Origin of the sequence: Pseudomonas retamae, assembly GCF_043496865.1 — a bacterium.
Classification (GTDB): domain Bacteria; phylum Pseudomonadota; class Gammaproteobacteria; order Pseudomonadales; family Pseudomonadaceae; genus Aquipseudomonas; species Aquipseudomonas retamae.
In genome coordinates this window covers 344,508-351,213 of record NZ_JBIEIL010000007.1, presented here as the reverse complement: position 1 = coordinate 351,213, position 6,706 = coordinate 344,508, and the positions used below count along the sequence as shown (strand labels likewise).

At 55.7% G+C, this 6,706-nt stretch carries 4 protein-coding genes; 3 read left to right on the top strand and 1 reads right to left on the bottom strand.

Features of this window, described 5'->3' with window-relative positions; all coding sequences use genetic code 11:
* Positions 1–145 precede the first annotated feature (145 nt).
* The 3 genes from ACGSLL_RS16510 to ACGSLL_RS16500 are packed head-to-tail and all read left to right on the top strand — an operon-like array spanning position 146 to position 5,575.
* The gene (locus tag ACGSLL_RS16510; protein WP_394507127.1) at positions 146–2,221 is read left to right on the top strand and encodes a type VI secretion system Vgr family protein; all 2,076 of its coding nucleotides are present in this window, start codon (positions 146–148) and stop codon (positions 2,219–2,221) included.
* Positions 2,218–3,051 carry a DUF4123 domain-containing protein gene (locus tag ACGSLL_RS16505; RefSeq protein ID WP_394507126.1) on the top strand — a complete coding sequence of 278 codons (834 nt, stop codon included), beginning with the start codon at positions 2,218–2,220 and terminating at the stop codon, positions 3,049–3,051. Before ACGSLL_RS16510 ends, ACGSLL_RS16505 begins: the two co-directional genes overlap by 4 nt.
* A 19-nt stretch (positions 3,052–3,070) precedes the next feature.
* Complete coding sequence (locus tag ACGSLL_RS16500) at positions 3,071–5,575, top strand: LysM peptidoglycan-binding domain-containing protein (protein ID WP_394507125.1); 2,505 nt, start codon at positions 3,071–3,073, stop codon at positions 5,573–5,575.
* Positions 5,576–5,652: 77 nt separating this feature from the next.
* Here ACGSLL_RS16500 and ACGSLL_RS16495 read toward each other — a convergent pair whose 3' ends face one another.
* Positions 5,653–6,645: a formylglycine-generating enzyme family protein gene (locus tag ACGSLL_RS16495; protein ID WP_394507124.1), complete on the bottom strand. Its 993-nt coding sequence runs from the start codon at positions 6,643–6,645 to the stop codon at positions 5,653–5,655.
* Between the last annotated feature and the right edge of the window lie 61 nt (positions 6,646–6,706).

Here is a 6,706-nt window from a genome sequence, read left to right as displayed (position 1 = left end):
CAGTCGTTTAATTACGGCTGATCGTTACAAGCATCGGCCAGCTCTGCTGGTCGATGTTGTTTACGCCCCTCCAGAATTTCGCGTACGTTGAGCCGCTTTTTTGCGGCCGTCGACGAGCGCCGCTGTACAGCACGAGGAACAAGGGATGTTCGCGCCGGCCAATGAAACCCACTTTGCCCTGACCATCGAAGGTCTTTCCGCTGATTTCCAGGTGTTTACCCTCACCGGTCGGGAAGCCATCAGCCAGCCTTTTGTCTTCGAGGTGGAGCTGGTCAGTGAGCAGCCGTCGCTGGACCTCGAAACCCTGCTGCACAAACCGGCCTTTCTGCAGCTGTCGCCCGACGGCAGCGGCATTCATGGCCAGATCTACCGCGCCGCGCAAGGCGATTCGGGCAAGCGCCTGAACCGTTATTCGGTGACCTTGCGCCCGCAACTGTCCTACCTCGCGCACCGCATCAACCAGCGTATCTTCCAGAACCTCAGCGTGCCGAAAATCATCGGCATGGTTCTCGAAGAACACGGCATTCAAAGCAACGCCTACGAATTCAAGACCGGTTCGATTTATCCCGAGCGCATCTACTGCGTGCAATACGATGAATCGGACCTGCATTTCATCCAGCGCCTGTGCGAAGAAGAAGGCATTCACTACCACTTCCAGCACAGCGCCACCGCGCACAAACTGGTGTTCGGCGATGACCAGACGGTGTTCCCGAAACTCGCGCCTGTACCCTATCAGCAAGACTCCGGCATGGTCGCCAGCAACCCGGTGATCAAGCGTTTCGACCTGCGTCTGGAAACCCGCACCAGCCGCACCACGCACCGCGATTACGACTTCGAAAAACCGCGCCTGACCCTGGAAAGCGAAAACCGTGGCGACGCCCTGCCCGACCTCGAAGACTACGACTATACAGGCCGCTTCATCGACCGCGAGCGCGGCAAACACCTGGCCAAACGCGCCCTCGAACGCCACCGCAGCGACTTCCAGCTCGCCGAAGGCAAGAGCGATCAGCCACTGCTGGTCAGCGGCCATTTCCTTGCCCTGACCGAACACCCGAAAGCCAAGTGGAACGACCTCTGGCTGCTCACCGAAGTCCTGCACGAAGGCAAACAACCGCAAGTGCTCGAAGAATCGGTGACCAGCGACACCACCGCGCTGAAAGACGATTTCCATCAGGGCTATCGCAACCGCTTCCAGGCCACGCCGTGGGACGTACCCAATCGCCCACCGCTGCGCCACCCGAAACCGCGCATCCTTGGTAGCCAGAGCGCCGTGGTCACCGGCCCGAAAGGCGAAGAAATCCACTGCGACGAATACGGCCGGGTCAAAGTCCAGTTTCACTGGGATCGCGAAGGCCAGGCCGACGACAAAACCAGCTGCTGGCTGCGCGTCTCCAGCGCCTGGGCCGGCGCCCAGTACGGCGGCATCGCCATCCCGCGCATCGGCATGGAAGTGCTGGTGACCTTCCTTGAAGGCGACCCCGATCAACCGCTGATCAGCGGCTGCCTGTACCACAAGGAAAACACCGTCCCGTACGCCCTGCCGGCGAACAAGACCCGCAGCACCTTCAAAACCCTCAGCTCCATGGGCGGTGGCGGCTACAACGAACTGCGCATCGAAGACAAAAAAGGTCAGGAACAGATCTACCTGCACGCCCAGCGCGACTGGGACGAGAACATCGAGCACGACCAGAAAATTCGCGTCGGCAACGAACGCCACGACACCGTCGAGCAAAACAGCTACAGCGAATTCAAAGCCGAAGAACACCACACCGTTTACGCCGACCGCAAAGTCGAAACCCGCGCCAACGACCACCTCACCGTGGGCGTGAACCAGCACATCAAGATCGGCACCGGCCAGTTCATCGATGCGGGTCAGGAAATCCACCTCAGCAGCGGCATGAAAGTGGTGATGGAAGCCGGTGCGGAGCTGACCCTGGTCGGCGGCGGCAGCTTCATCAAGATCGACGCCGGCGGCGTAACGATGAGCGGCCCGGTGATCAATATGAACTCCGGCGGCAGTCCCGGCGTTGGTACGGGCGCCGCGCCGTTGATGCCCGGCGTGCTGAAACAGGCGGATGCCGACAAGGCAGGCCAGGTAGTGAAACCTTCTCTCGGTTCGTTCAAGGCTCAGTCCAAGGCGGGCGTCTTGCTGCCCACTCCGTCATGTCATCTGGATGCGAGCGGTCATTGCCCGATCCACCAACCCGGTGCGTCGGCATGATTAAATCTATTGAATCGCCTTTCAAACAATCCGCGACGACAGGCGCAATGTGCCTGATCCTTGATCGAAGCTTTGATGCGGATCTGCTCAGTCACTTGTTCCAGAGTGACGAACAGTTCCGACCCAGCTGCCTTCCGCTATTCACCAACACGCCCTACGCAGACTTGCAATCAGCAGGTCCATACGTCGTTCTGTATCCGCAAAAGCAAACGGTTGCACCCTACGCCAGCGCTTTGCTGGAGCACTCTGATGCGGGTTGCGTCGCCTGGTTAAGCGACCCTGCGTTGCTGGATCAGGGCGTGGAACACTGGCGGAGCCTGCTAACCGTGCGCACCGATGAAGAACCGCAACAGATGATGCGTTTCTTCGATCCTCGCTGGCTCGAACCGTTGCTGCTTTCGCTGGACGAATCAGAAAAGGTGCAGTTTATGGGCCCGTTCAGCGCGCTCGCATGGCGTAACGAGATTGGCTGGCGCGTCTACGCAAAACCTCCTCATAGCCCGCCAACCTCTAACCAGCCACCGGCATGGCTTTACCTGGGCGAAGAACGTCAGGCATTGATCGAACAGGGCCGGCTCAGAGTCATCGCGACACGCTTCGCGCAAGATTACCGCGAGGTTCTGCCCACGGATGACAGCGTCGAGTTCGTTCACCGCCAGCTAATAGCTGCAAAAGACAAGGGCTACGAGCAAATGGCCGATCAGGAGCGCTGGCTTCGCGTGTCTATCCAGCGTGGCGACCGTTTCTGGGAACACGCGCCGGCCGCCGACCTGCTCGCGCGTGATGACGTAGCGCTGGGCGACAAGCTGACTCAACTGGAAAGCCTGTGAATCACAAGGACGATGAGCAATGAGCACCACCTACACCGTTAAGAGCGGCGACACTCTTGGCAGCATTGCCGCCGCCAATAAATGCTCCGTGGCAGATCTGCGAGCGCTGAATCCGATTATCACCGACCCCAATCACATCAAGGCTGGATGGACGTTACAACTGCCGGCAGCCAAGGATTTGCCACCGCCGAAACACGCCGAGAACAAGAGCACCACAGCCGTCAAAGGCGCAGTTGAATGCAAGGATGAATTGGTCGATGTCATCCACATCACAGGCGACGAGCACTTTTACGTGCTGACGGAAAAAGAATCGAAGGAGCTACAGAAGCAATCCGACCTCGTCAAAAAACTCATGGACGAGCTGCACCAGAATCTCGCCAAGGCGACCGAAGCCAAGCTATGTTCCAAAATCAGGGATCCGCAAGCCAGTTGCACCTGCACCCGCTGCGTCAAGGATGCCTGGAACGCCAAGGCTGAAGAAGCCGGCCTGCTGCAGCGCTCGCCTCCGGTTGTAGAAAAACCGAAAGCTGTCATCGAGCGAAAGGAAGACTTGCAGGGCCAATTGGCGACCGTACAAAAGGCCCGCGACTGGTACCAGCGTTACACGCCGCAGCCGGCTTTTGAAGGCAACTACCTGGAAACCAACTGGGAAAGCCTTCGCGCGAAAAAAGTCGCAGAACTGAACGCCGAGATCCAATCGCTGCGCACGCGAATCGCCGCGCAAGGCAAAGCCGAAGCCGGCGACAGCTCTACGAGTGCCAACGGTGCGGCACCGGATCTCAAGCACGGCAAAGGCAAAGGCACCGAGACGCAGAAAGGCAAGCAGGTCAAAACCGGCATTACCGTTGTTGAGTACATCTCCTTCAGCGACCCGACCCGACGCCACTACATTCCGGTTCGCACGCGCGAAGAACTCACTTGGCGAGTCAAAGTGCCAACCACAGTGATGCGTGGTAAACCGCTTGATAAAAATCTCGCCAAGGATTTGATCAAGGACATCCGCACCGCCGTCAGCGATGGCCGTAAAACCAGCCCGCTGGGAAGTCTTGAGGCTAAGTTCACCTCATGGACGAGCAAGGACGACAATCTGCTCAACGCTCTGCATAAGGAATGCTCTTGGACCTCCAACGAGGCTGACTCGGCCAAGTACGCGGTATCGGCCGAAGCTCACGCTTTCCGCTTCGCCGCTACGGCCAGCGCCGGGATCAACAGTTGGGAACCGGGCAAGGGCAACGTCGAAGTCGGCGTCAAAGCCAGTGCCGCGATCTCGCTGGCCGAAGGCTCGATTGCACTGAAGAGCTACTTCCCCGACCAAGGCGGTTACGTGGTGCGTATGCCGTACCGCAACGCCGAAGGCAAGGAAGTCGTCAGTGACATTGGCATCTTCCGTCTCGACGGCAAAGTCGAGCTGTCGTGTTTCGCTGGCGCCACTGCCCAAGGTCAAGCCGGCGTCAAAGCTCAATACAAACCCAAGGAAGTCGAAGCCTCTGGTGCAACAGCGTTGCTAAGCCCGCCCGACATGGCGGTCGACAAGAAACGCGGCGGCAGCCTGGGGCTGAAAGGCAACGCCTTCGCCGGCGTACAAGGCGGAGGCACGGTCACCGGAACATTGAAATGGCTTGATTCGACCAAGCAAGGGGTCGGCAAGATCGTCGCAGGACAGGCTAACGATAGTGGTAGTACGGACTGGTCGAGCCTGGTCGAGATCAAGGCCGAAGGAAACGCGGCGCTGGGTATTGGAGCTAGTTTTGATTTTGGGATTGAGATCAACGCGGATCGTTTAGCGATCAATTGTAAAGCCAGCTTGGTATTTGGTCCTGGCGCTGGGGGCGGGTTTGGTACCTCGGTGGACCTAGAGAAAATTGGCGATCTGATTTATGTGTTTTGCAATGCACTATCAAAGGCAGATTTTCATTACCAGTTAGCGGTAACGAAAGATGCGTTCAATTACATCGCACAAGGTCTTTTCAAAATCACAACGCAGCCTGGACAAATGGCGCAAGAAGCCTTTTCGAAGGGTGCAGAGAGCATGAGAGACTGGTGGACTGACAGAGAAGGGACAAAAAATGAAGCACAAAAGCTGGCAACGTATCTGCTAAGCAATCAATCAATCATAGTAAATAAAAAGCGAATCCCCTTGAATAGCCTGCCTCCAGAAACCATTGGTCCAATGGTATATCTATTGACTGAAAGTTTTGTAGAGAGCCGGTCAGAGGATCAGGAAAAGGCAATCGTACTTTTACTTTCCCACTTGCGCAGCTGGAGGCACTTCATTGAAGTTTTAGAACACTGTTCCAAGGATGGCAGTAAGGTCAAATCCATAGAAAGCTTGAACCGCTTGAACATGCTTCTCGATGGAACTGAGCAGCAGCAATTCAATAGATTTATTAAAACACTGGCTGTGAATACCAATGCTTCCGCATTAGACTACGCAACCCTCGCTTGGAGCCCCGGGCCGTCTTGGCGTAAGGAAAATATCCTGCTCGCAGCAAAACGCAGTGACTACTTCACTGGTCTTGCTTAATTTAGAGGCGCCGCTGGCGCCTTTAAATCAAGTAAAAATAAGAGCTAAGCAATGCTTTAAACCAACCATCCTACCCTTTAAAATTTTTGGTCGGACTGAATAGCGCAGCGAAAGCTCGTCCCGCCAGAGAATCGATCACCGGTCGGTTCAACTGCCCAGCGGCGAACTAGCGGCGCGGAAGATAGCGGCGCTTCCAAGACTGTTGAACCACGCCGAATCCTTTTGAACCCGGCACTTGGTCCCTGCGGGTTCTCCAACGGAGAATTTTGGTAATAGTCTTGGCTGTACCAGTCATTCACCCAATCAGTTGAATTACCCGCAACCCCATAGATCCCCAATGGATTTGGAGCGAACCTGTCAATCGGGAAATTGCTGCTTTCATCATCAAGCGGGAAATTTCTACCATAATCGATATTGCCGCTATCTGTGGGAAACAGTATGTGTTGCCCTCTGTTACGCGCCGCGTATTCCCACTGCGCCTCTGAAGGTAAATCAAAGGGGTATCCGCTCATGCTACCAAGCCAAAGACAAAAGTCTTTCGCCTGCTGCCAACTTTGAGTCGGAGCTGGCAAATTCGCTTGATAGCGGAACTTTAAGTCTTCACGCTTGCGTTTCTCCGAGTCGAAAAGAGGCATTCCTTTGGCTGCGAAGAAGACGTCAAACTCACCCAATGTCACCTGGAATTTTGAGAGATAGTATGAAGAAAGCTTTACAGGATGAACGAAATCATCATCAGTATTTCGACTGATATTACAAAGCTGCTCCGGCTCCTGCCCACAAGGCCAAGTACAAACATCTTTTTCATCGTATTCACAAATCCAGCCAAAGTCGCCCATATCAAACTGGCCACCTTCGACAAAGACCATGTTGTCAATCGACTGAACTACGGTATTGAGAACCTTGTCACGAAGCTCGGCAGAAAGATCAGGGTATCTTGCCTTAACGGTCTCTGCGATCGAGGCCACCCTTTCAGGCGACAAGTTTTTGCTAGGCGGCAGTGGACCCGATTCAGCATCACAGCCGACCAAGAGCATCAAGGCAGGAAGAGCAAGCACAAACTGACGTAACACGGGCAATATCCTTATAAAGGTTCGTCAAAGGCCAAACATACCATCGCGCGACGAGACTACA